Source organism: Pseudomonas paraeruginosa, from assembly GCF_003025345.2.
In the GTDB taxonomy this organism is placed as follows: domain Bacteria; phylum Pseudomonadota; class Gammaproteobacteria; order Pseudomonadales; family Pseudomonadaceae; genus Pseudomonas; species Pseudomonas paraeruginosa.
Map to the genome: position 1 here is coordinate 4,757,374 of NZ_CP020560.1, position 21,588 is coordinate 4,778,961.

Consider the following 21,588-nt stretch of genomic DNA (forward strand, 5'->3'; position numbering starts at 1 on the left):
CGTTATTCCTTTCGCAAGATATAGACCCGCCACATGTGATAAAGCGGGATGAAATCGAGATGCTTCTGAATGACGAAGCCGGCGTCGAGAAATTCGCGCTCGACCGTGTCGGCAGGTAACACGAAGCGGTTCTGGTAGCCTGTCTGTTCCCCGTTCGCTACCCGCCGTGCCTCCATGCGCCTGCGTTTCCAGGCCTTGAAATTGCCGTCGACCCAGAGGGAAAGAATCACGCTGTCCCGCGTGACCCGGTGAAACTCGCGCAACAGAACGCTCCGGTCGGCTGCCTCGCCGATATGGTGGAGCAGGCGCATGCAGAAGATGTTGTCCACCGAGTTGTCCGGCAGGTCGATGGCGAAAGCGGACGTCTGCAAGGGCCGTACCCGTTTCACCACGCCGTCGGGCTGTCCGGCGCAGGCGACTGCCAGCATATCCGCGGAATTGTCCGCGCCGATGATCACCCGGTTGTCCTTTTCCGCCAGCAATGGCCAGAAACGCCCGGCACCGCAGGGCAGGTCGAGCACCAGGTTGGGCTGGCCGGCGAGCTTCAGCGCTTGCCGGGCGAGTTGGACGTCGCGCCGGTGGGAAAGTTTCCGGGCGAGACCATCCTGATGCTTCTTCAGGTAGGCCTCAGCATGCTCGCGATCATACTTGTGGGAAAAGTCGAGGTCGACAGGCGGATTGTTCATGACGGGTGCTCCTGGATTCATGGGACGAACGGTATGAGTCCAGCCGTCAAGCTCGGGTCAAGGGGTGGTGAATTTTTCGTCAAGCAACATCGAGTAAAACTTCGAACCGGCAGCCGTGCGGCTCCACCGCGCTGAGGGTCACGCTCCAGCCCTCGGCTGCGCAGATCCGCTTCACCAGCGAGAGCCCCAGGCCCAGGCCTTCGCCACGTCCGGAGCTGGAACTGCCGCGGACGAACGGCAGGAAGATGCGTTCGCGTTGCTCTTCCGGTACGCCCGCACCGGTGTCCTCTACGCTGAAACCGTGCTCGCCGAGGGTCAACGTGATGCTCCCGGAATCGGTGTAGTGCACCGCGTTGCGCAACAGGTTGCCCATCACCGCGCGTAGCAACGGGGCATTGAACTGGCCGGCACAGGCACCTTCGTTGCGGTAGTGCAGGGTCAGACCGCGCGCCTCGACCTGCTCCCGCCAGACCTGCACCAGGTCGTCGGCGATGCTCTCCAGGCCGCCGTGGGGCGCCAGGCTTTCTTCGCCCTTCTGCGCCCGCGCCAGCAACAGGAAGGTTTGCACCAGGTCGCGCATCTCCTCGGCGGCCTTGGTCATCCGCTCCAGCTGGCCGCGGGCACGCGGCCCGAGGCTGGACTCTTCGGCCAGCAGTTCGCAGGAAGTGGCGATGACCATCAGCGGCGTACGCAACTCATGGCTGACATCGCTGGTGAACAGCTGCTCGCGCTTGAGTGCGTCGCGCAGGCGGCCGAGGGTTTCGTCGAACGAGGCGGCCAGTTCGCCGACCTCGTCGTTGGCGTAGTCCGGCGCCAGCGGCGGCGCCAGGCCGAGCAACTGTTCGCGGTGGCGTACCTGGCGCGCCAGCCGGACCACCGGCTCCATCACCTTGCGCGCGAGCATCCAGCCGAGCAGGCCGGCCAGGGCGATGCTCAGCACGTAGCCGGTCAGCACCGAGGCATAGAGCACCTGTTCGCGGGCTTCGAAATCGCTCTGGTCCTGCAGCAGGATGAAACGCCGGCCGTCGATATCGCGCACCAGCGCGTGGAACGACAGGTCGCCCTCGAAGACTTCGTGAAAACCGACATCCAGTTGGTCCAGCGCCGGCGGCATGGCGTAGGAACCCTGCCCGTCGCTGATGAAGAAGCGCATGCCGGGATCGAGCACCGGGTTGCGTCCCTGGGCCAGGTCGTCGCGCAGGATGCGCTCCAACTCGCCGCCCAGGTCGCGGGAAATCAGGCGCTCCTCGATGATGTGGACAACGCCGACGATGCCGGCGGAGAACAGTCCTCCCACAGCGACCGTCATCAGCATGAAGGCGATGACGATCCGACGGGCGAGGCTCTGCTTATACTCCATTCGGCTCCTCCGCCAGGCGGTAGCCGACGCCATGCACCGTATGCAGCAAGGCCACGGGGAATGGCTTGTCGATCACCTGGCGGAGTTGATGGACGTGGCTGCGCAGGCTGTCGCTGTCCGGGCAGTCGTCGCCCCATACCGCTTCCTCCAGGGCGTCCCGGCGGACCACGTGGGGACTCTTCTGCATCAGCACGGCAAGCAGCTTGAGACCGATCGGGTTGAGCTTGAGCGACTTGCCGGCACGCCTGACCTCCAGGGTGTCGAGGTCGTAGCTCAGGTCGGCGACGCTCAGCTCGCGCCGACCGCCGCCCTGGGCGCGGCGCAGCACCGCCTCGATGCGCGCGGACAGTTCGGAAAGGGCGAAGGGCTTGACCAGGTAATCGTCGGCGCCGGAACGGAAGCCCTGCAGGCGGTCGTCCAGTTGGTCCCGGGCGGTGAGCATGATCACCGGGGTGTCGCGCCGGGCGTCCTCGCGCAGGCGTCGACACAGCGTATAGCCGTCGATGCCCGGCAGCATCACGTCGAGCACGATCAGGTCGTAGTGCTCGGTGGCCGCCAGGTGCAGGCCGGACAGCCCGTCCTGCGCGCAGTCCACGGTGTAGCCCTTGAGCGACAGGTAGTCGGCCAGGTTGGCCAGGATGTCGCGGTTGTCTTCGACCACCAGTATTCGCATGTCCCACTCCTTCACAGGAAGACCGATCGGGCGCGTTGCGCACATTACGGATTCTTCACCGGCTATTCACACCGGCTCCACGCTCGTCACCACAGACTCCACGGCGTCTTCCACAGCAGCCGATCATAGCGGCTTTGGAAGTGCGCTCGAACCCCGGCGGTGGATTTAACCAGCGTCGAAGTCAAGAGAACGTCAACGCCGCGTCGGAGATCGCATGTCCCAGGCCGCCACCCGCCCCCTTTCCCGCCCCTTCAATCCCTGGCTGTTCCTCGTCCTGCCGCTGGGCCTGGCCGCGCTACTGCTGATCTGCGAGCCGGTGACCCTGGACCTCGCCCTGGCCAACCTGATGTACGAGCCGGGAGCCGGTTTCATCGGCCGGCACAGCTGGTTCCTGGAAAACATCCTGCACGACCGGGTCAAGCAACTGGTGATCGCCATCAGCCTCATCGGCCTGCTGGTTTCCATCGTCGGCCTGTTCTACCGGCCCTGGCGTGCGCTGAGCCGGCCGCTGGCCTATGTGTTCCTCGCCATGAGTATTTCAGCCAGCATAGTCACCCCGCTCAAGGCACTCACGGCGGTGCAGTGCCCCTGGAGCCTGGCGCAGTTCGGCGGCGAGGAAGCCTACAGCTCGCTGCTCAGCCCGCGACCGCCGACCGATCACCCCGGGCGGTGCTGGCCGGGAGGGCACGCGTCGTCGGGCTTCGTCCTGTTCGCCCTGTTCTTCGCCCTGCGCGACCGCCGGCCGAAGCTGGCGCGCTACGCCCTGGCCTTCGCCTTCGGCATGGGTTGCCTGCTGTCCCTGTCGCGCATGCTGCAGGGCGCGCACTTCCTCTCGCACAACCTGTGGACGATGCTGTTCGACTGGCTGATCTGCCTCGGCCTGTACCGTCTGATGCTCTATCGACCGGCCGTGAGCGGGCAACGCGACGGCGGCGGGGAAAACCGCGTTCAGGAAGCGGGCTCGTCCGCCCCCAGTACGCCGAACTCGACGGGTACTTTCATGTAGAACAGCCGCACGCCGGCCTGGCGGATCGCCTCGAACAGGCGTTCGGCCTGCCCGGGATCGACCGCCATGAGGATCTCCTGCGGCTGGTCGGCCAGCTCGAAGAAGTGCATCGAATGCAGCCGGCCGCTCTGGCCGAAGCCTTCGCTGGCGGCCAGCGCGGTGGCGCCGCGGATCCCCAGGCGGCGCGCCTCCTCCAGCAGCCAGTCGCAGAGCGGCTGGCCCTGGTGGTGGCGGCCCTGCTGGGTGATGAAGGTCAGTTGGTAGCCTTGCATGATCGTTCCTCCCGCTGCGCTATCTGCCCAGCATCCAGTTCATCGAGAACAGCCCCAGCAGGGTCATCAGCAGCGAGCCGCCGACATGCGTCGCGATAGCCCCGGCGGCCCAGCCCAGGCGCCCCTCCTGGAGCAGGGTGACGACCTCGGCGGAAAAGGTGGAGAAGGTGGTCAGGCCACCGCAGAACCCGGTGATGATCAGTAGCCGCCACTCCGGCGCTATACCCGGCGCTTGGGCGAAATAGGCGATCGCCGCACCGATGATGTAGCCGCCGACCAGGTTGGCCAGCAGCGTGCCGGGAGGAACGCTCGGCAGCAGGCTGTTCAGCTTGAGCCCGAGGAACCAGCGCAACAGCGCCCCGAGGGCGGCGCCGAGGGCGATGGCGAGAATGGATTTCCACATAGTCCTGTCCTTGTAGGAGAGCGATTCGGACAGGCGGCAGGCGAGCGCCTACGCGCCTTTTCCAGGTTCATGCGTAGGCATCATCAGCCCCAGGGGCGGTTGAAGGAGGAATGCCATCTCCTGCCGGCTAGATTGGCACAAAGCGCAGCGCCTATCAAAGCCCGGGGTACGCAGGCACGGGCAAAACGTGCCAGTCTGCAGCGAAAATACCCCCTCGCCGGAGTCCCTCCATGCGCCCCTGCCTGCTGTTCTGTTGCCTGTTCCTCGCCTGCGCCGCCCAAGCCGGGGAATGCTCGTCGCATAGCCCCGTCGACAGTTGGTGCGAACTGCCCCTGGCGGCGCTCCACCCGACCCAGCAGAACGTCGGCCTGCTGCAGGTAGAGGATGAACAGGCCAAGCTCGCCGGGAAAAAGCCCAAGGCCCTCGAACGCTACCTGCGCAAGAAGGAAATCCCGGTGGTGATCGGTCCCGATGGACGCTTCTACCTCACCGATCGCCACCACCTGAGCAGCGCGCTCTGGCGCCTGGAGCCAACCCGGGAAGTGCCGGTGAAGGTGATCGGCCAGCTACCCCGGGTCGGCGACTTCTGGGAGAAGATGCAGGAAAACCACTGGGTCTGGCTGCACGATGCGCGCGGCGCGCCGATCCCGCCCGCCGCCCTGCCCAACGACCTCGCCGGGCTCGGCAACGACCCCTACCGCGCCCTCGCCGGCTACGCCGAGGACGAGAACGCCTTCGACAAGGATCGGCGGAGCTATTTCATCGAGTTCCACTGGGCACGCTATTTCGGCGAACGCATGCACTGGCGGCCGATCAGCCGTGCCTCGCTGCCCGGCGACCTGGAGGAAGCCCTGCGCCTGGCCTGCGAGCCGGCGGCGAAGGAACTGCCGGGCTACCGCCAGGACTGCCCGCGCTGAGGCAAAAAAAAGCCCCGCCGAAGCGGGGCTTTTTTCAACCACAGGGGCCGGTCGGCTTACATCATGCCGCCCATGCCACCCATGCCGCCCATGTCAGGCATGCCGCCCATGGCCGGCTTGTCTTCCACGATCTCGGCGACCATGGCTTCGGTGGTGATCATCAGACCGCCGATGGAGGCCGCGGCCTGCAGAGCGGAACGAGTGACCTTGGCCGGGTCCAGGATGCCCATCTCGATCATGTCGCCGTACACGCCGGTGGCAGCGTTGAAGCCATAGTTGCCGGAGCCCTGCTTGACCTTGTCGACCACCACGCTCGGCTCGTCGCCGGCGTTGGCCACGATCTGGCGCAGCGGCGCTTCGACGGCGCGACGCAGCAGGGCGATACCGACGTTCTGCTCCTCGTTGTCACCCTTCAGGCCTTCGATGGCCTGCAGGGCACGAACCAGGGCTACGCCGCCGCCGGGAACCACGCCCTCTTCCACCGCTGCACGGGTAGCGTGCAGGGCGTCTTCGACGCGGGCTTTCTTCTCTTTCATCTCGACTTCGGTGGCAGCGCCTACCTTGATCACGGCAACACCGCCGGCCAGCTTGGCCAGGCGCTCTTGCAGCTTCTCGCGGTCGTAGTCGGAAGTGGTTTCCTCGATCTGCTTGCGGATCTGCAGGACGCGGGCTTCGATGTCAGCCTGCACACCGGCGCCATCGATGATGGTGGTGTTTTCCTTGTTGATCACGACGCGCTTGGCGTTGCCCAGGTGCTCCAGGGTAGCGCCTTCCAGGCTCAGGCCGACTTCTTCGCTGATCACGGTACCGCCGGTGAGGATGGCGATGTCCTGCAGCATGGCCTTGCGGCGGTCGCCGAAGCCCGGAGCCTTGACGGCCGCGACCTTGACGATGCCACGCATGTTGTTCACCACCAGGGTGGCCAGGGCTTCGCCCTCGACGTCCTCGGCGACGATCAGCAGCGGACGGCCGGCCTTGGCGACGGCTTCCAGCACCGGCAGCATTTCGCGGATGTTGGAGATCTTCTTGTCGACCAGCAGCAGCAGCGGGCTGTCCAGCTCGGCAGCCATGGTGTCCGGCTTGTTCACGAAGTAGGGAGACAGGTAGCCGCGATCGAACTGCATGCCTTCGACGACGGACAGTTCGTTCTCCAGGCCAGAGCCTTCCTCGACGGTGATCACGCCTTCTTTACCGACCTTCTCCATGGCCTCGGCGATGATCTGGCCGATGGACTCGTCGGAGTTGGCGGAGATGGTGCCTACCTGGGCGATGGCCTTGGTGTCGGCGCAGGGCTTGGCCAGTTCCTTCAGCTGGGCGACGATGGCCACGGTGGCCTTGTCGATGCCGCGCTTCAGGTCCATCGGGTTCATGCCGGCGGCGACGGCCTTCAGGCCTTCGTTGACGATGGCCTGGGCCAGGACGGTAGCGGTGGTGGTGCCGTCACCGGCAGCGTCGTTGGCCTTGGAGGCAACGTCTTTCACCAGCTGGGCGCCCATGTTCTCGAACTTGTCTTTCAGCTCGATTTCCTTGGCGACGGAAACGCCGTCCTTGGTGATGGTCGGAGCGCCGAAGGACTTGTCCAGAACCACGTTGCGGCCTTTCGGGCCGAGGGTGGCCTTGACGGCATCGGCCAGCACGTTCACGCCGACCAGCATTTTCTTGCGAGCGGAATCGCCGAACTTAACTTCTTTGGCAGCCATGTTCTCTTTCCTCTAAATCGAATTCGGTGAAAACGGAGTGGGGAGACCGATCAGTCTTCCAGGACGGCGAGGATTTCGGACTCGCCCATCACCAGCAGTTCCTCGCCATCGACCTTGATGGCGTTGCTGCCGGAGTACGGCCCGAAGACCACCTTGTCGCCCACCTTCACTGCCAGAGCGCGCACTTCGCCGTTGTCCAGTACACGACCGGTACCTACGGCTACCACTTCACCGCGGTTCGGCTTCTCGGCGGCGGAACCCGGCAGCACGATGCCGCCTGCGGTCTTGGTCTCTTCCTCGCTGCGACGGATAACGACGCGATCATGCAGAGGACGAAGCTTCATAGTCGTAACTCTCCCAAACAGTGGTTTCCAACGGCCGGATCGAAGTCCGGCGGGTTTTGTTGAAGCCGGCGTTGCCGGGTTGCGACTCGACGCGCGAGCCGCGTAAGACAGCCTGCCCGTATGGCAGGGACCTTGCGGTGACCGTTACATAAGGTCGTCACAAGCCATTTCAAGGGCAAGCAGTGAAATTTTTTTCAGCGGCGCGAATCGTCGCGGCGCTCGTACTCGCCCTCGATGACGTTCGGCCGCGACGCACCCTGTCCGTAGCGGGCGTCAAGGTCGTCGGCGAAGGCGCGGCGGCGCAGCGCCTGCTGCTCGACGCGACGGCGCAGGCCGCCGAGCATCAGGCGGCGGGTGAAGGGAATCAGGCAGAGGATGCCGAAGATGTCGCTGATGAAGCCCGGCAGCATCAGCAGACCGCCACCGACGGCGATCAGCAGGCCTTCGAGCATTTCCTCCTCCGGCAGTTCGCCGCGGGCCAGCCGCTCGCGGGCGCGCCAGGCGGTGGCGACACCGGCCACACGCAACAGGGCGGCGCCGATGAAGGCGCTGGCGACGATCAGGAACAGGGTCCAGCCCACGCCGATGACGCTGCCGACCTTGATCAGGACGGCCAGCTCGACCAGCGGGAAGAGCAACAGCAGAAAGAGAAAAGCGCGCATTTCAGAGTCCTTGGCGGGGCCTGGATGCCCCCGGTACCACCAGTAGTTGGCGCCGATCGGCGGAGAATTCAACCCTGCGCCGGCTCGGCGGTCGGCCAGCGCTCGGCCCTGGCCAGTTGCACCAGAGCCTGGCGCACCGCCCCGGGGTTGCCGCAGGCCGCGGGGAACGGCAGCCAGTGCAGGCCCTGGCCAATGCGCAGGTGGAAACCTTCTGTATCAATTCCCGCCAGTTGCGCCGCGGCGTGCGCCGGCAGTCCGGCCAGTTCCACATAGTGCGCGATGGCGGCGGCATGATCGCTGTTCATGTGCTCGACCATGCCGCGCTCGGCTTCGCCAGCGAACGGATTGGCCAGCGGCACGCGCTCGGCGCCCAGCCAGTGGATCGCGCCGAAACCGCCGATGAAGCGCCACTGGACCGGCTGCAGCACCCAGAAATCGAAATCGTGGACCCGATGGTAATCGGCGGACTCGGGAAAATAGCGGTAGTAGCGCTCGGCCGCCGCGGCGACCTCCTCCTCCGCCAGTTGCCGCGCCTCGGCCAGCAGGGTGAGGCGGCCGACCGCCTGGATGTCTTCGGCGCCGCGCTCGCCGACCAGCAGCGAGCAGCGCCGATCGGCCTGCAGGTTATGGGTGTGCTGGGCGATGCGGCTGATCAGGATCAGCGGCCGGCCTTCACCGTCCAGGCAATACGGCACCACCGAGCCGAAGGGAAAGCCCGGCCATTTCTTCGACTGGGTGGAAAGGACCGCGCGGTATTCCTTGAGCAGCAATTCTCGGGCATTCTTTGCAGCTTCAACGCTCAATTTATGACTCCTTGCATAAAATCCGTCGCAAACGGACGGGCATAGAAAAGTGCGTTCGCAGATGCCGGCAAGGTCCGCTTCCAGAAACTGCTCGTGGGGTTCCAACCAATGCAACTGAAAGACAAGGTCATCATTATCACCGGCGGCTGCCAGGGTCTCGGCCGGGCGATGGGCGAATACCTCGCCGGCAAGGGCGCCAGGCTGGCCCTGGTCGATCTCAACCGCGAACGCCTCGACGAAGCCGTCGCCGCCTGCAAGGCCGCCGGCGGCGACGCCCGCGCCTACCTGTGCAACGTGGCGGACGAGGAACAGGTTACCCACATGGTGGCCCAGGTCGCCAGCGACTTCGGCGCCATCAACGGCCTGGTCAACAACGCCGGCATCCTCCGCGACGGCCTGACCATCAAGGTCAAGGACGGCGAGCTGAGCAAGATGAGTCTGGCCCAGTGGCAATCGGTGATCGACGTCAACCTCACCGGTGTATTCCTCTGCACCCGCGAAGTAGCGGCGAAGATGATCGAGCTGAAGAACCAGGGCGCGATCGTCAACATCTCCTCGATCTCCCGCGCCGGCAACATGGGCCAGGCCAACTACTCGGCGGCCAAGGCCGGGGTGGCCGCGGACACCGTGGTCTGGGCCAAGGAGCTGGCGCGCTACGGCATCCGTGTCGCCGGCGTGGCGCCGGGCTTCATCGAGACCGAGATGACCGCGGGCATGAAACCCGAGGCGCTGGAGAAGATGACCGCCGGCATTCCGCTCAAGCGCATGGGCAAGCCGGTGGAGATCGCCCATTCGGTGGCCTACATCTTCGAGAACGACTACTACACCGGTCGCATCCTCGAGCTGGATGGCGGTCTGCGCCTGTAGGCGCCAGCACCGCAAGGAAAGAAGCCCCGCGTTCGCGGGGCTTTTTCGTGGCGCGGGTACTACCAGCCGACCCCGAGGCCGAAGGTATAGCGGCGCTGGTTGACGTTACCGTCGTTGCCGCTGAACTTGTCCCACTCCGCCTTCAGACTCAACGAGGCCCAGCTGGTCAGCTTGTAGCGGATCCCCGCCTCGGTCTGCAGTTCGTAGTCCAGGCCCGACTGCAGCGGTTTGCTGACCTCGCCGTTGGTGAACAGCTCGAACTGCTTGGCCAGCAGGTAGCGGTTGTAGTCCCATTTGAGGCTCGACGAATAGAAGTGCTCCTTCTCGCCGTCGGCGAACTCGTAGTCGTTGCGGTTGACCAGGGTGGCGATGGAGAACGCGCCCAGTTCGTTGTCCCAGAACTGGTAGCCGGGACCGGTACCGATGGTGCGCTTCTTCGCCAGGTCCTCGATCATGTCGCGCTTGTAGGCGACCTGGCCCTGCCAGAACCAGTGATCGTCGATGAAGCGGTCCAGCGCGTACTGGCCGGAATAATTGTCGGTGCTGACCTGGCCGTTCTTCTTCTCGCGGTTGTACTCGCCCTGCATGTTATGGCGCCAGAGCCCATGCCGGGCGTTGGTCTTGAAGTCGATGTCGTAGTCGGAGACGTCGTTCTCGGCCTGCTTGCGGTCCAGCGAGAAATCGACGTTGCCGTTCCACACCCAGTCCTGGAGGATCGGCTTGGGCGGCATCATCTGCTGGATGCTGGCCAGCTCCACGGTCTTCGGCTCGCCATTGACCAGCGTCACCTGGCCCGGCCCGGCGGCCTTGATCCCCCTGGAGTGCTCGCCGGTCTCGGCGTCCTGCTTGACCAGCAGGTTCTGCTCGCTCTCGAAGGTGGAGATCTTGTCCCATTTGAGGGTGATGTCGCCGCCGTAGTCGGTCTTGAGCAGCAGCTTGCCGCCATCGAACAGGGTGATCTTGCCGGTGAGGCGGTCACCGTTCTTCATCCAGACCGTATCGGCGAGGGTTGAGGTGGAGCTTGCGAGGGCGGCGAGGCACAGCAGAATTCTCGACAACATGAGCACAAATCAACTGAAGTGGGTTCGAAGAGGCCGGCATTATCCAAATGCCGGGCGGCAGAGCAAGGACCGGGGCACGGGCGGTAAAGTTCAGCCGGATCGGCCGAAAGGTGCGCCGGCTCACCAGCCGACGCCGATCCCGATCAGGTAGTGCCGGTCGGACTGGGTACCGCCCGCCGCGCGCAACTGGTCCAGTTCATAAAGGAACGAAAGACGCGCCCAGCTGTTCAGGCGATAACGCAGGCCGTATTCGCTGTCGAGCAGGTAATCGATCTGCTCGATGCCCGGCACCAGCACGGTTCCCTTGCTGTACAGCTCCAGCCGGGTCCCGGCGAGCAGCCGCTTGTAGTCCCATTCCAGCGAGTAGGAGGTGAAGTCCTCGCGCGGCTGGTCGCGCCATTCCAGTTGCCAGCGGCTGATCGCGGCGACCAGGTCGAAACGCCCCAGCTCGTCGTTCCAGAACTGGTAGCCGGGGCCGGTTCCCAGCGCACGCTGGCGCTCGAGGCTGTCGATCCCATCGCGCTGTTGCGAATAGCTGGCGCGCCAGAACCAGTGTTCGTCGAAGAAGCGATCGAGATCGTAGCCCAGATCCCAATTGTCCTCGACTTGCCTGCCGTCCTTCTTCTCCCGTTCCACTTCCCCCGCCAGCACGTGGCGCCAGGCGCCGTGGCGAACCCGGGTATCGCCCTTGAGCTTCCACTCGTCCTTGTCGCTGTCGTTGCGCTTGCTGTCCAGCTTGACATCGAGATTGCCCTCCCAGACCAGGTCCTCCACCAGCGGCCGTGGCGGCACCATCTGGTGGATGCTGGCCAGCGGGACGGTGCGGCTTTCGCCATCGACGATCCGCACCATGCCCTTGCCCGCCGCCTCCAGGGTTCGGCTACGCTGCCCGGAAACGCCCTGCTGCTTGACCAGCAGGGGTTTGTCGGAACTGATGGTGTCGATATTCTTCCAATCGATCAGTACCTGCCCGGCGTAGCGGGTCTTCAGCGCCAGCTTGCCGCCGTCCATCAGCACGATTTCGCCGGACAGGCGGTCGCCGTTGTCCAGCCACACGGTGTCGGCCAGCGCTGGGCCGGACAGCAGTATCAAGACCAATGAACAGAGGGCTCTGAGCGACATGGGCGTTCACAAGGCGGACAGGAAAGGGAAAACCGGCGAGCATGCCTGGACCGGCAGCGACCCGGCAAGCGCCCAGGCGCGCCGCGAGGCCCTGTACCTGGTGCTGGCGCAAGTGCCGCCGGGCCGGGTGGTCAGCTACGGCCAGCTGGCCGAAATGGCCGGTCTCGGCCGCGCCGCGCGCTGGGTCGGGCGAACCCTCGGCCAACTGCCGGCGGACACGCGCCTGCCCTGGCACCGGGTGCTCGGCGCCGGCGGCCGCATCAGCCTGCCGGCGGACAGCCCCGGCGGCCGCGAGCAGCGCACGCGCCTGCGCGAGGAAGGCGTCCTCCTGCACAACGACAGGGTGGACATACGTCGGCATGGCTGGCTTACAGCGAAGTAGAGCGGTTAGAGTGCGCGTTATTTTTTGCGGAACGGTTACCTCATGACTCAGCAATCCTGGCGAGAGGCCCTGGTCGCCTACAAGTCTCCCGCCAGCCTGGCCCTCCTGCTGCTCGGCTTCGCCGCCGGCCTGCCGACCATGCTGGTGTTCAACACCCTGTCGGTATGGTTGCGCGAGGCAGGCGTGGCGCGGGACACCATCGGTTTCGCCAGTTGGCTGGGTCTGGTGTACGCCTTCAAGTGGGTCTGGTCGCCGATGCTCGACCAATGGCGCCTGCCCATCGTCGGCCGTCTCGGCCGGCGCCGCTCCTGGCTGGTGTTCTCGCAGGTGCTGATCGCCCTCGGCCTGCTCGGCATGGCCCTGTGCAACCCGCAGAACCACCTGCCCTGGCTGATCGGCCTGGCCCTGCTGGTGGCGTTCGCCTCGGCGACCCAGGATATCGCGATCGACGCCTACCGCCTGGAAATCGCCGAGGACAGTCGCCAGGCCGCCCTCGCCGCCTGCTACATGACCGGCTACCGCGCGGCGATCCTGCTGGCCAGCGCCGGCGCGCTGATCCTCGCCGAATGGTTCGGCTCTACCAGTCTCAACTACAGCCAGACGGCCTGGGGCCTGACCTACGCGCTGTTCGCCCTGCTCATCCTGCCCGGCCTGGTCACCAGCCTGCTGATCCGCGAGCCGGCGGTGGACGTGCCGATCCACGTCAATCCGTCGCGCTTCGATTTCAACCACCAGTTGCTCTCGGTGCTCCTGTTGCTGATCCTGCTGATCTCGCTGCCGGCGATGATCACCGCCCTGCTCGACCGCGCCTGGCCACGCGCCGGCCTCTACGCCCTGCTGATGGGGATCTGCCTGTCGCCCTGGGGGCGCCAGCAGATCCGCCCGGTCCGCGAACTGCTCGCCACCGTGCGCCGGCCGCTGCTGGTGGCGGCGCGCGGCAAGGAAGTTCCACTGTTCGATTTCGTCCACCAGGCGGTCTCGGTGATGGTCCTGATCATCCTCCTGGTCACTGTCACCGCCATGTGCCGCGCCTACTACTCCGGGGCCTGGCCGCGCGGCACGCTGTTCCTGCTGATCGCCGCGTCCTGCCTGTCGGCGCCCGGACGCCTGCTGATGGCCCCGGTGCTGACGCCGATCACCGAGTTCGTCCAGCGCTACCGCTGGCAGGCCCTGCTGCTGCTCGGCCTGATCTCCACCTATCGACTGTCGGACACGGTGATGGGTGTGATGGCCGGGGTGTTCTACATCGACATGGGTTTCTCCAAGGAAGTCATCGCCAGCGTCAGCAAAGTCTTCGGCGTGCTCATGACCCTGATCGGCGCCGCCGCCGGCGGGGTGCTGATCGCCCGCTTCAGCATTCTCTCGATCCTGTTCATCGGCGGCGCCGCCTCGGCCACCACCAACCTGCTGTTCGCCATGCTCGCCCAACTCGGCCCGCTGCATGCCGAGGCCCTGCCCAGCCACGACGTGTTCAGCCTGGTGATGGCGCTGGAACCGCACGTGCTGATGCTGGTGATGACCATCACCCTCGACAACTTCAGCGGCGGCCTCGCCGCCTCGGCCTTCGTCGCCTACCTGTCGAGCCTGACCAACCTGAAGTTCTCCGCCACCCAGTACGCCATGCTCAGTTCGACCATGCTCCTGCTGCCGCGCTTCATCGGCGGTTACTCCGGAACCATGGTCGAAAGCCTCGGCTACGAGCGCTTCTTCTACGTCACCGCGGTGATGGGCATTCCCACCCTGCTGCTGATCGGCTGGCTGTGGCTGCGCCGCGCGCCGACCAGCGAGACGCCGGCGCCGGGGCACCAGAACGCCGAGCAACACTGAGTCGAATGAAAAAAGGCCGGCGAATGCCGGCCTTTCTCGTGGTCGCCCGCGCCGTCAGTCGGCCAATGCGCCCTGCACCACCTTGACCACCCGCTGCGGGAACGGGATGCCGATGCCTTCCTTGCCCAGCGCGTCGCGGGCCTTCTCGTTGAACATGAACATCACGTCCCAGTAGTCGGCGTTCTTCACCCAGACCCGCAGGGACAGGGTGATCGCACTCTCGCCGAGGTTGGCCACCACCGCCACCGGCGCCGGATCCTTGAGCACGCGCGGGTCGTCGGCCATGGCCAGGAGGATGTTCTGCGCGCTCTTCAGGTCGGCGTCGTAGTCGATGCCGACATCGAAGATCACCTTGCGCAGCGGCTCGGCCGAATAGTTGGTCACCGTGCCGTTGGACAGCGCGCCGTTGGGTACGATGATCCGCTTGTTGTCACCGCTGCGCAGCACGGTGTGGAAGATCAGGATCGAATCCACTGTGCCGGACACGCCCTGCGCCTCGATCCAGTCGCCGACCTTGAACGGGCGGAACAGCAGGATCAGCACGCCGCCGGCGAAGTTCGCCAGGCTGCCCTGCAGGGCCAGGCCGATGGCCAGGCCGGCGGCACCGATGGCGGCGACGAAGCTGGTGGTCTGGATGCCGATCATCGAGGCCACGCTGACCACCAGCAGGATCTTCAGGACGATGCTCACCAGGCTGCCGACGAAGCCCTGCAGGGTACGGTCGACGCTGCGCTTGGCAAGCAACCCGCCGACCCGCCCGGTCAGGGTGTTGATCAGCCACCAGCCGACCGCCAGGGTCAGCAGCGCCAGGGCGACCTTGCCACTGTACTCCAGCACGACCGGCAACCAGGACTCGGTCTGCTGCACCAGTCGGTCGTAGTTCAATTCCATGCATTACCTCCATTCTCGAGAAACACCCACCCGTGCGGCACGGAAAACGGGGCGGGCTCTTGCAGATTCCTGCCCGGAGACGCCGCGCGACGGTTTCCGGACCTGGACACGAATCGGCGCAGCGCGGATGGCCCGGCGCTGCGCCGACAGGGAGAGGCATCGCCGGAGACGCCGCGGCGGCGCTACTCCTATTGCGATGCCCGGGATGGCGAGAGGTTCCGAAAAACCTCGTCAATCGCGGAAGTTGGTGAACTGCAGCGGCATCCCCAGGGACTCGCCACGCAACAGGGCGATGGCTTCCTGCAGGTCGTCGCGCTTCTTGCCGGTGACCCGCACCTGCTCGCCCTGGATGGCGGCCTGGACCTTGAGCTTGCGTTCCTTGATCAGGCCGACGATCTTCTTCGCCAGGTCCTTGTCGATGCCTTCGCGGAAATTCACCTCCTGCTTGACCACCTTGCCCGACGGGTAGGCGTCCTTGACCTCCATGCACTGGCTGTCGACCTTGCGCTTGACCAGGTTGGAGCGGAGGATGTCGAGCATCTGCTCGAGCATGAAATCGGCTTCGGCGGTGAGGGTCACCGACTTGTCCTTGGCTTCGAAACTGCATTTGCCTTTCAGGTCGAAACGGCGATCCAGTTCCTTGATGGCGTTGTCCACGGCGTTGGTCAACTCGTGTTTGTCCAGTTCGGACACCACGTCGAACGAAGGCATGTCATCTCTCCAGATGGAAGGCGCGACAGGGTTCACAGACGGAACCGCGCCTGACTTGACGGTAAAAAATGCCCGCCCATTATAACCGAGCCCTCGCGAGCGAATGCCCGCCGGTTTGGCGGAGACCGACGATTTATTCCCGATGACGCGCACCAACGTGCCCGAAAGGGGTCTCCCGCGACGACCGGGCCCCTGCCGGCAGCGTACCGGCCCAATCCTCATCCCGAGTCCGTTCATGCCCAACCCCGATCTCAGCATCCTGGTCGTCGACGACGCCAAGTTCTCCAGCGCCATGATCGGCCGCGCCCTCAGCCAGGCCGGCTACCAGGACATCCGCTTCGCCAGCAGCGCCAGCGAAGCCCTGCGGCAACTCGAGGAGCGCCCGGTCAGCGTGCTTCTCGCCGACTGGCTGATGCCGGAGATGGACGGCCTGGAACTGACCGCCCGGGTGCGCCAGCTGGACGAAAGCAGCAACCACTACACCTATGTCGTCCTGCTCACCGGCAAGGAGGGCGAGAACGTCCTCGGCGAGGCCTTCGACCGCGGCGTCGACGATTTCGTCAGCAAGGCGGCGATGAACGAGCAACTGGTGCCGCGCATCTATGCCGCCGACCGCCTGTGCAACACCCTGCAGCGCCTGCTGGTGGAAAACCGTCTGCTCACCGAGAACATCGCGCGGATGGAGGAGCGCAACCTGGTGGATACCCTCACCGGCCTCGGCAACCCGCGCTACCTGCGGCAGAAGCTGGCCGACAGCCTGCGCCAGGTGGAGACCCGCGGCGGCGCACTGTGCTACCTGCTGATCGGCATGCCCGAAGCACCGACCCTGCGCCAGCGCCACGGCGAGGCGTTCCACCGCGAACTGCTGCTCGGCGTCGCCCGCCGCCTGCAACAACTGGTGCGGCCGCTGGACGTGCTGGTGCGCCTGGACGAACAGCACTTCGCCCTGATCACCCTGGTGGAAGACCTGCACGAGTGCTCGTCGAGCAGCTTCAAGCGGCTGCACGACGGACTCAACCTGAAGGCCTTCAAGACCAGCGAGGGCTTCATCGGCCTGAAGGCCGGCATCGCCATGCTCGGCCTCGACGGCAAGGCCCTGCCGCTGGGCATCGACGAACTGATGCAGCGCACCGAGGCGCTGCTGCCCGATGCCTACGCCAGCGGCCGGATCGCTACCTGCCGGCTACCGGCGCTGCGCTAGACTTCGCCTATCGTCAGCCATTCGCAGTAGCACCCTCATGACCTGGCACATCCTCGGCGCCGGCAGCCTCGGCAGCCTCTGGGCCGCGCGCCTCGGCCGCGCCGGCCTGCCCGTCCGCCTGATCCTGCGCGACCGCCAGCGCCTGCGCCGCTACCAGCAGGCCGGCGGCCTGAGCCTGGTGGAGGATGGCCAGGCCAGCCTCTACCCGATCGCCGCGGAAACGCCCGATGGCGGGCCGCCGATCCAGCGCCTGCTGCTGGCCTGCAAGGCCTACGACGCGGAGGAGGCCGCCGCCAGCGTGGCCCACCGCCTGGCCGGCAACGCCGAACTGCTGTTGCTGCAGAACGGCCTGGGCAGCCAGCAGGCGGTCGCCGCGCGCCTGCCGCGCAGCCGCTGCCTGTTCGCCTCGAGCACCGAGGGCGCGTTCCGCGACGGTGATTTCCGCGTGGTCTTCGCCGGTCGCGGGCATACCTGGCTCGGCGATCCCCGCGGCGGTGCCGCCCCCGCCTGGCTGGGCCAGCTGTCGCAGGCCGGGATCGCGCACAGTTGGAGCGCCGACATCCTCGAGCGCCTGTGGCGCAAGCTGGCGCTGAACTGCGCGATCAACCCGCTGACCGTGCTCCACGATTGCCGCAACGGCGGCCTGCGGGAGCATTCCCAGGAAGTCGCGGCGCTCTGCGACGAACTCGGCCAGCTGCTCCACGCCGGCGGCTACGTCGAGGCCGCCGGAAGCCTGCTGCAGGAGGTCCGGGGAGTGATCGACGCCACCGCGTCGAACTACTCCTCGATGCACCAGGACGTCGCCCGGGGCCGGCGCACCGAGATCGGCTACCTGCTCGGCTACGCCTGCCAGCACGGCCAGCGCCTGGGGCTGCCGCTGCCGCGCCTGCAAGCCCTGTTCGTCCGCTTGCAGGACCACCTGCGCCAGCGCGGTTTGCCCGACCGCTAAAGCGCGCTACCCTGCCCGCCACCCTCTTCGCCACGAAACATCCGAGCCCATGAACCTGCGCCAGCGCCTCGACAACCTGCCCGTCGGACAGAAACTGCTCGCCGCCCTGCTGATCCTGCTGGCCACCGTGCTGCTGGTGGCCAACCTGGCGTTCATCAGCGCCGCCTACTGGATCTCCCAGGAAAGCGTCGCGCCCCAGGCCATGCAGACCATCGGCCGGCTGATCGCCAACCCGGCGCTGAGCCAGCCGGCGCTCAGTTCGCCGCAGACCGCCGAGGTCCTGCTGCGCCAGCTCAACGACTACCAGCCGCTGCGCGCCGCCGCCCTGTACGACAGCAACGGCCTGATGCTGGCCGACCTGCAGCGCGGCGATACCCTCAAGCTGCCGGCCCGGCTCGATCGCCTGGAACACTGGCGACGCGGCGAATATCGCCTCAATGCGCTGATCGAGCTACCACAGGAAAACGCCCGCCCCGGCTACCTGCTGCTGGTGGCCAGCGGGGAGCTGCCCAGCGCCTTCTACACCGGGACCCTCACCGCCAGCCTGGCGATCCTCGGCATCAGCGTGCTGCTCTGGCTGCTGGTGGCGCAGCAGATCCGCCGCCTGATCACCCGGCCGATCCGCGACCTGGAGGAACTCTCGCGCCAGGTCACCCGCGAGGAAAACTACGCGCTGCGGGCCCAGCGCGGCAACGGCGACGAGATCGGCCGCCTGGCCGACGCCTTCAACACCATGCTGACCCGCATCGAAGCCCGCGAGCAGCAGCTCAAGCGCGCCCGCGACGACGCCCAGGAGGCGGTCGAGCAGGCCCAGAGCCTGGCCGAGGAAACCCGCCGCTCGAACCGCAAGCTGGAACTGGAAGTGCAGGTGCGCAGCAAGATCGAGAAGAAGCTCACCGGTTTCCAGCACTACCTCAACAGCATCATCGACTCCATGCCCTCGGCGCTGATCGCGGTGGACGAGCAGCTCTACGTCACCCAGTGGAACCAGGAAGCCAGCCAGCTTTCCGGCACCAGCCTGGACGACGCGGTGAACCAGCCGGTGTTCCTTGCCTTCCCCTCGCTCAAGCCGTTCCTCCCGCAGCTCACCCGCGCCGCCGAGAAACACAGCGTGGAGCGCGTAGAAAGGGTCACCTGGGCACTGATCGACACCCCGCGCCACTATGCCCTGACCTTCTATCCGCTGATGGGCGGCACCGGCCGTGGCGCGGTGATCCGCATCGACGACATCACCCAGCGCCTGAGCCTGGAAGAAGTGATGGTGCAATCGGAGAAGATGCTTTCGGTCGGCAGCCTCGCCGCCGGCATGGCCCACGAGATCAACAACCCGCTCGGCGCGATCCTGCACAACGTACAGAACATCAAGCGACGCCTGTCCCCGGAGCTGGCGAAGAACGTCGAACTGGCCGCCGAGGTCGGCGTGCCGCTGGAAGACATCAATCACTACCTCGATGGTCGCGACATCCCGCGCCTGCTTGAAGGCATCCAGCACGCCGGCTCGCGGGCGGCGAAGATCGTCACCCACATGCTCGCCTTCAGCCGGCGCAGCCACCGGCAGATGACCGCCTGCGAGCTGCCCGCGCTGATCGAACAGGCGGTGGAGATCGCCGGCAACGATTTCGACCTGGCCGAGGGTTTCGACTTCAAGTCGCTGCAGATCGTCCATGAGTTCGACCCCAACCTGGGGCCGGTGCCGGTGATCGCCAACGAGGTCGAGCAGGTCCTGCTCAACCTGCTGAAGAACGCCGCCCAGGCCATCCACCAGCGCGACGACGAAGAGGAAGGCGAGCAAGGCCGGATCGTCCTGCGTACGCGTCTGGTGCCGCCCTGGGCGGAAGTCCAGGTGGAAGACAACGGCAGCGGCATGCCGGAGCTGGTGCGCAAGCGGATCTTCGAGCCGTTCTTCACCACCAAGGAAGTCGGCCAGGGTACCGGCCTCGGCCTGTCGGTCTCGTATTTCATCATCACCAACAATCACAAGGGCCAGATGGAGGTGCGCTCGGAACTCGGCCGTGGCACCTGCTTCAGCATCCGCCTGCCGCTGGAGAGCACCGGACTGGTCGCCCCGGCACAGGCCAAGGCCCTGCCACCCGCCCTGCCGCAGCCGGGCAGCAGCCTGCGGCGTGGCGACGAAGAGGAAGGTTGAAGCCATGGGCAATCGATTGTCGAAGATCTACACCCGCACCGGCGACCGCGGCGAGACCGGCCTGGCCGGCGGACGCAGGGTACCCAAGAGCCATCCGCGCATCGAGGCGATCGGCGCGGTCGACGAGTTGAACAGCCAGTTGGGCCTGCTCCTTGCCGAGCTGCTGGAAGCGCGTGGCGCACATCCCGGCCTGGAGGAGATAGTCCAGGCGCTGGCGCCGGTGCAACACCGCCTGTTCGACCTCGGTGGGGAGTTGGCGATGCCGGAGTACCAGGCCCTGGACGAGACGGAAGTGGCACGCCTGGAAAGCTGCATCGACCGCTGGAACGACGAGCTGGGCCCGCTGAAGAATTTCATCCTCCCCGGCGGTTCCCGCCTGGTCGCCCTGGCCCATGTCTGCCGCAGCCTGGCGCGCCGCGCCGAACGGCGCTGCCAGGCACTGGACCAGGAGGAAACGCTGGAGGGCGTCGGCCTGCGCTACCTGAACCGGCTCTCCGACCTGCTGTTCGTCGCCGCCCGCGCCATCGCCCGGCGCCAGGGCGTGGCGGAGATCCTCTGGGAGGCGGCGGCAAAACCGGACTGACGGGGAGCGAGGGCGCGGCATCGAGACGAAAAAAAAGGAGGCCGAAGCCTCCTTTTCTTCGTCCACCGTCAAAGGCCGCCCGGCCAGAACGCACGGATACCCGCCACGCCCTGGGCTCCATGCTCCCAAGCCTGCTCGGCCTGCTGCGGACCGACGCCACCCAGCAGGTAGACCGGCTGGTTGAAGCCGGCGATCAGTTCGGCGGCCTTGTCCCAGCCCAGCGCTGGCGCGCCGGGGTGGCTCTCGGTGGGCTGTACCGGCGACAGGGTGACGAACTCCACGCCCATCGAGGCGGCCAGGGCCAGCTCCTCCGCGTCGTGGCAGGAAGCCGCCAGCAGGCGCCCTTCGGGAAACGGCCGACCGGCGCTGGCATACTTGCGCAGCTGGGCGGAGGTCAGGTGCCAGCCGGCGGCCGGGAAGTCGCCCAGCCATTCCAGCGGGCCCTTGAGCATCAGCTGCGCCTTGCCGGCGCAGAGCCCCTGGATATCGATGGCGAGATCGCGGTACTCGGGACTGAACATGTTCGGCGCGCGCAGCTGGATCAGGCGGATGCCCGACTCCAGCGCCTTGCGCACGCCGCTGATCAGTTCGCCCGGCTCCAGGCCATCCGGCGTGATCAGGTAGTGCGCCGGCAGGCGCGCGGCCTGGACGATCGGCACATTGGCGGCGGGGAACTCGTAGTCCGCCAGCTCGCGCGGCTCCGCCCAGGCCAGCGGCTGGCCTTCGGCGCCATGCGGCTCGCCGGAGAAACCATCGACCTCCCAGACATCGAGCAGCACGTGCTTGTCGGCATAGTCGTGGCGCACCTGGATCAGCGGGCGGGCCCGCTCGACGCGAATGCCCAGCTCCTCTTCCAGTTCACGGGCCAGCGCCACGCGCACCGGCTCGCCCTCCTCCACCTTGCCGCCGGGAAACTCCCACAGGCCGCCCTGGTGCTTGTCTTCCGGCCGACGGGCGATCAGCACCCGGCCATCGGAGCCACGAATCACGGCCGCGGCGACATGTACTCGTTTCACGGATCA

Annotated in this window: 22 protein-coding genes, 1 pseudogene and 1 riboswitch; of the genes and pseudogenes, 9 read left to right on the top strand and 14 right to left on the bottom strand. The window is 66.2% G+C overall.

All coding sequences use genetic code 11. From position 1 onward, the window contains the following. Positions 1 to 2 precede the first annotated feature (2 nt). The 3 genes from B7D75_RS22525 to B7D75_RS22535 form a co-directional block, all read right to left on the bottom strand. Positions 3 to 686 (bottom strand): class I SAM-dependent methyltransferase, encoded by a 684-nt coding sequence (locus tag B7D75_RS22525; protein ID WP_034080899.1) that lies wholly within the window; start codon positions 684 to 686, stop codon positions 3 to 5. A 79-nt stretch (positions 687 to 765) separates the two neighbouring features. Beyond that, positions 766 to 2,046, bottom strand: a complete 1,281-nt coding sequence (locus tag B7D75_RS22530) for a sensor histidine kinase (protein ID WP_034080900.1) — start codon at positions 2,044 to 2,046, stop codon at positions 766 to 768. Continuing rightward, positions 2,036 to 2,719, bottom strand: coding sequence for a response regulator transcription factor (locus tag B7D75_RS22535; RefSeq protein ID WP_003156297.1), 684 nt, complete (start codon positions 2,717 to 2,719; stop codon positions 2,036 to 2,038). The genes B7D75_RS22530 and B7D75_RS22535 overlap by 11 nt, the downstream gene beginning before the upstream one ends. A gap of 214 nt (positions 2,720 to 2,933) precedes the next feature. Between B7D75_RS22535 and B7D75_RS22540 the strand changes: the two genes are divergently transcribed. Then, positions 2,934 to 3,725: a phosphatase PAP2 family protein gene (locus B7D75_RS22540; RefSeq protein WP_107114446.1), complete on the top strand. Its 792-nt coding sequence runs from the start codon at positions 2,934 to 2,936 to the stop codon at positions 3,723 to 3,725. Here B7D75_RS22540 and B7D75_RS22545 read toward each other — a convergent pair. Together B7D75_RS22545 and crcB are read right to left on the bottom strand one after the other, a co-directional pair. Next, entirely contained in the window at positions 3,668 to 3,997 is a 330-nt protein-coding gene (locus B7D75_RS22545; protein ID WP_034080903.1) for a DUF190 domain-containing protein, read from the bottom strand. The two genes, B7D75_RS22540 and B7D75_RS22545, sit on opposite strands and share 58 nt — an antisense overlap. A gap of 19 nt (positions 3,998 to 4,016) precedes the next feature. Further along, positions 4,017 to 4,400: a fluoride efflux transporter CrcB gene (crcB, locus tag B7D75_RS22550; RefSeq protein ID WP_034080904.1), complete on the bottom strand. Its 384-nt coding sequence runs from the start codon at positions 4,398 to 4,400 to the stop codon at positions 4,017 to 4,019. Between the two features lie 67 nt (positions 4,401 to 4,467). Then, a riboswitch (Fluoride riboswitch) is annotated at positions 4,468 to 4,530 on the bottom strand. Between the two features lie 100 nt (positions 4,531 to 4,630). On the opposite strand from crcB, the gene B7D75_RS22555 reads away from it, so the two are divergent. Continuing rightward, positions 4,631 to 5,317: a ParB-like protein gene (locus B7D75_RS22555; protein ID WP_107114447.1), complete on the top strand. Its 687-nt coding sequence runs from the start codon at positions 4,631 to 4,633 to the stop codon at positions 5,315 to 5,317. Positions 5,318 to 5,373: 56 nt separating this feature from the next. Here B7D75_RS22555 and groL read toward each other — a convergent pair whose 3' ends face one another. The 4 genes from groL to B7D75_RS22575 form a co-directional block, all read right to left on the bottom strand. Then, positions 5,374 to 7,017, bottom strand: coding sequence for a chaperonin GroEL (gene groL / locus B7D75_RS22560; protein WP_012077175.1), 1,644 nt, complete (start codon positions 7,015 to 7,017; stop codon positions 5,374 to 5,376). 50 nt (positions 7,018 to 7,067) lie between these two features. Further along, positions 7,068 to 7,361: a co-chaperone GroES gene (locus B7D75_RS22565; RefSeq protein ID WP_003094064.1), complete on the bottom strand. Its 294-nt coding sequence runs from the start codon at positions 7,359 to 7,361 to the stop codon at positions 7,068 to 7,070. A 194-nt stretch (positions 7,362 to 7,555) separates the two neighbouring features. Continuing rightward, on the bottom strand, positions 7,556 to 8,023 hold the full coding sequence (locus B7D75_RS22570) for an FxsA family protein (RefSeq protein WP_012077176.1): 468 nt from the start codon (positions 8,021 to 8,023) through the stop codon (positions 7,556 to 7,558). 68 nt (positions 8,024 to 8,091) lie between these two features. Continuing rightward, positions 8,092 to 8,826 (bottom strand): HugZ family pyridoxamine 5'-phosphate oxidase, encoded by a 735-nt coding sequence (locus B7D75_RS22575; protein WP_012077177.1) that lies wholly within the window; start codon positions 8,824 to 8,826, stop codon positions 8,092 to 8,094. 108 nt (positions 8,827 to 8,934) lie between these two features. Here B7D75_RS22575 and B7D75_RS22580 point away from each other — a divergent pair, with 108 nt between their 5' ends. After that, positions 8,935 to 9,693, top strand: coding sequence for an SDR family oxidoreductase (locus B7D75_RS22580; protein WP_012077178.1), 759 nt, complete (start codon positions 8,935 to 8,937; stop codon positions 9,691 to 9,693). 59 nt (positions 9,694 to 9,752) lie between these two features. Here the strand turns inward: B7D75_RS22580 and B7D75_RS22585 are convergent, their stop codons facing one another. Both B7D75_RS22585 and B7D75_RS22590 read right to left on the bottom strand, forming a co-directional pair. After that, positions 9,753 to 10,760, bottom strand: a complete 1,008-nt coding sequence (locus tag B7D75_RS22585; protein ID WP_023442907.1) for a DUF481 domain-containing protein — start codon at positions 10,758 to 10,760, stop codon at positions 9,753 to 9,755. Positions 10,761 to 10,874: 114 nt separating this feature from the next. Further along, positions 10,875 to 11,876, bottom strand: coding sequence for a DUF481 domain-containing protein (locus tag B7D75_RS22590; RefSeq protein WP_034080908.1), 1,002 nt, complete (start codon positions 11,874 to 11,876; stop codon positions 10,875 to 10,877). Here B7D75_RS22590 and B7D75_RS22595 point away from each other — a divergent pair. Both B7D75_RS22595 and ampG read left to right on the top strand, forming a co-directional pair. Beyond that, a complete protein-coding gene (locus B7D75_RS22595) occupies positions 11,875 to 12,258 on the top strand; it encodes an MGMT family protein (RefSeq protein WP_012077180.1) in 384 nt (127 codons plus the stop codon). The genes B7D75_RS22590 and B7D75_RS22595 overlap by 2 nt on opposite strands. A gap of 42 nt (positions 12,259 to 12,300) precedes the next feature. Next, entirely contained in the window at positions 12,301 to 14,085 is a 1,785-nt protein-coding gene (gene ampG, locus B7D75_RS22600) for an MFS transporter AmpG (RefSeq protein WP_003155663.1), read from the top strand. A gap of 54 nt (positions 14,086 to 14,139) precedes the next feature. On the opposite strand, the gene B7D75_RS22605 is transcribed toward ampG, so the two are convergent. Next, the gene (locus B7D75_RS22605; protein WP_003155665.1) at positions 14,140 to 14,976 is read right to left on the bottom strand and encodes a mechanosensitive ion channel family protein; all 837 of its coding nucleotides are present in this window, start codon (positions 14,974 to 14,976) and stop codon (positions 14,140 to 14,142) included. Positions 14,977 to 15,207: 231 nt separating this feature from the next. Beyond that, entirely contained in the window at positions 15,208 to 15,687 is a 480-nt protein-coding gene (locus B7D75_RS22610) for a YajQ family cyclic di-GMP-binding protein (RefSeq protein WP_003155666.1), read from the bottom strand. A gap of 103 nt (positions 15,688 to 15,790) precedes the next feature. Between B7D75_RS22610 and B7D75_RS22615 the strand changes: the two are divergent. The 4 genes and pseudogenes from B7D75_RS22615 to B7D75_RS22630 all read left to right on the top strand — a co-directional run bounded on the left by B7D75_RS22615 (position 15,791) and on the right by B7D75_RS22630 (position 20,566). Further along, a pseudogene (locus B7D75_RS22615) lies at positions 15,791 to 16,888 on the top strand (response regulator). A 37-nt stretch (positions 16,889 to 16,925) separates the two neighbouring features. Continuing rightward, entirely contained in the window at positions 16,926 to 17,837 is a 912-nt protein-coding gene (locus B7D75_RS22620; protein WP_034080909.1) for a putative 2-dehydropantoate 2-reductase, read from the top strand. Positions 17,838 to 17,886: 49 nt separating this feature from the next. Then, positions 17,887 to 19,983: a sensor histidine kinase gene (locus tag B7D75_RS22625; RefSeq protein WP_012077183.1), complete on the top strand. Its 2,097-nt coding sequence runs from the start codon at positions 17,887 to 17,889 to the stop codon at positions 19,981 to 19,983. Positions 19,984 to 19,987: 4 nt separating this feature from the next. After that, the gene (locus B7D75_RS22630) at positions 19,988 to 20,566 is read left to right on the top strand and encodes a cob(I)yrinic acid a,c-diamide adenosyltransferase (protein WP_034080911.1); all 579 of its coding nucleotides are present in this window, start codon (positions 19,988 to 19,990) and stop codon (positions 20,564 to 20,566) included. Positions 20,567 to 20,634: 68 nt separating this feature from the next. Here the strand turns inward: B7D75_RS22630 and B7D75_RS22635 are convergent, their stop codons facing one another. Beyond that, positions 20,635 to 21,582 (bottom strand): Nudix family hydrolase, encoded by a 948-nt coding sequence (locus tag B7D75_RS22635; RefSeq protein ID WP_012077185.1) that lies wholly within the window; start codon positions 21,580 to 21,582, stop codon positions 20,635 to 20,637. Between the last annotated feature and the right edge of the window lie 6 nt (positions 21,583 to 21,588).

Coding starts and splice junctions, on each gene's coding strand:
- B7D75_RS22525 (WP_034080899.1), bottom strand. CDS start 686: ATGAACAATCCGCCTGTCGACCTCGACTTTTCCCACAAGTATGATCGC.
- B7D75_RS22530 (WP_034080900.1), bottom strand. CDS start 2,046: ATGGAGTATAAGCAGAGCCTCGCCCGTCGGATCGTCATCGCCTTCATG.
- B7D75_RS22535 (WP_003156297.1), bottom strand. CDS start 2,719: ATGCGAATACTGGTGGTCGAAGACAACCGCGACATCCTGGCCAACCTG.
- B7D75_RS22540 (WP_107114446.1), top strand. CDS start 2,934: ATGTCCCAGGCCGCCACCCGCCCCCTTTCCCGCCCCTTCAATCCCTGG.
- B7D75_RS22545 (WP_034080903.1), bottom strand. CDS start 3,997: ATGCAAGGCTACCAACTGACCTTCATCACCCAGCAGGGCCGCCACCAC.
- crcB (WP_034080904.1), bottom strand. CDS start 4,400: ATGTGGAAATCCATTCTCGCCATCGCCCTCGGCGCCGCCCTCGGGGCG.
- B7D75_RS22555 (WP_107114447.1), top strand. CDS start 4,631: ATGCGCCCCTGCCTGCTGTTCTGTTGCCTGTTCCTCGCCTGCGCCGCC.
- groL (WP_012077175.1), bottom strand. CDS start 7,017: ATGGCTGCCAAAGAAGTTAAGTTCGGCGATTCCGCTCGCAAGAAAATG.
- B7D75_RS22565 (WP_003094064.1), bottom strand. CDS start 7,361: ATGAAGCTTCGTCCTCTGCATGATCGCGTCGTTATCCGTCGCAGCGAG.
- B7D75_RS22570 (WP_012077176.1), bottom strand. CDS start 8,023: ATGCGCGCTTTTCTCTTTCTGCTGTTGCTCTTCCCGCTGGTCGAGCTG.
- B7D75_RS22580 (WP_012077178.1), top strand. CDS start 8,935: ATGCAACTGAAAGACAAGGTCATCATTATCACCGGCGGCTGCCAGGGT.
- B7D75_RS22595 (WP_012077180.1), top strand. CDS start 11,875: ATGGGCGTTCACAAGGCGGACAGGAAAGGGAAAACCGGCGAGCATGCC.
- B7D75_RS22590 (WP_034080908.1), bottom strand. CDS start 11,876: ATGTCGCTCAGAGCCCTCTGTTCATTGGTCTTGATACTGCTGTCCGGC.
- ampG (WP_003155663.1), top strand. CDS start 12,301: ATGACTCAGCAATCCTGGCGAGAGGCCCTGGTCGCCTACAAGTCTCCC.
- B7D75_RS22605 (WP_003155665.1), bottom strand. CDS start 14,976: ATGGAATTGAACTACGACCGACTGGTGCAGCAGACCGAGTCCTGGTTG.
- B7D75_RS22610 (WP_003155666.1), bottom strand. CDS start 15,687: ATGCCTTCGTTCGACGTGGTGTCCGAACTGGACAAACACGAGTTGACC.
- B7D75_RS22620 (WP_034080909.1), top strand. CDS start 16,926: ATGACCTGGCACATCCTCGGCGCCGGCAGCCTCGGCAGCCTCTGGGCC.
- B7D75_RS22625 (WP_012077183.1), top strand. CDS start 17,887: ATGAACCTGCGCCAGCGCCTCGACAACCTGCCCGTCGGACAGAAACTG.
- B7D75_RS22630 (WP_034080911.1), top strand. CDS start 19,988: ATGGGCAATCGATTGTCGAAGATCTACACCCGCACCGGCGACCGCGGC.